The following is a 687-nucleotide window of genomic DNA, read 5'->3' as shown; positions in this document are numbered from 1 at the left end:
CTGGGTAAAGGGCAGGGAGATACACATATTCCACTCCTGCCCGATTCGTTACCGCCCTTTCGTCGTTGAAAAAGCTATGGGTTTAACTAGGAGGAAATATGTATACATTGCCGACTAATTTTGATTTTCAGTTGCTTTCCGGGTGTTACTTGGAAATGGTATGTTTTGGGGTGCATGTCACAAGGCTGGATTTTTCACGCCCACAAATTGCCCCGGGAGTCCCTCCATATAAAGTTTCTTTTGGTGTTGAGGGTGGATTGACATATCAAGTTAACGGTGTTTCGGGGCGACGAAAGTTTGAGAGCTCAGCCACCAGCGCGCCCTTGTTAGATTTTTTATTGAAGGACGTCGCTTTGGTTGAGGAAATCGAGGACGCAACACTGCAGGTTTATTTTGGTTCTGGCGATAGACTTGTAATCGAAGCCGATCATGATAGTGACTATGAGTCCTATACAATTTATCTGAACTCTGGTGATATTGTAGTCGTTTAACTAAAAAGGAGAGCCTATTAAGGGAAAAGAGGATAGATTTATTTCCTCCTCCATTTGCTATGCTGATATCTCCACGGAAGGAGGTTTTATGCCAAGAATGGGACGTGTTGTCTTACCAAACTACCCTCATCACATTAGTCAGCGAGGACACAATCGTTAGGTTGTGTTTGTGGAGGCTGGTGATTTTCAGCGTTAT

Annotated in this window: 1 protein-coding gene and 1 pseudogene; both read left to right on the top strand. The window is 44.0% G+C overall.

The features are described from left to right. The first annotated feature begins 98 nt into the window (after positions 1-98). A complete protein-coding gene (locus tag M5B99_RS29690; RefSeq protein ID WP_248807466.1) occupies positions 99-491 on the top strand; it encodes a hypothetical protein in 393 nt (130 codons plus the stop codon). 88 nt (positions 492-579) lie between these two features. Beyond that, positions 580-648 (top strand): annotated as a pseudogene (locus M5B99_RS29685) (transposase); the annotation flags it as partial. Positions 649-687: the final 39 nt, after the last annotated feature.

Source organism: Pseudomonas sp. MWU13-2100 (assembly GCF_023242365.1).
Classification (GTDB): Bacteria; Pseudomonadota; Gammaproteobacteria; order Pseudomonadales; family Pseudomonadaceae; genus Aquipseudomonas.
This window is presented reverse-complemented; position numbering and strand designations above follow the sequence as displayed.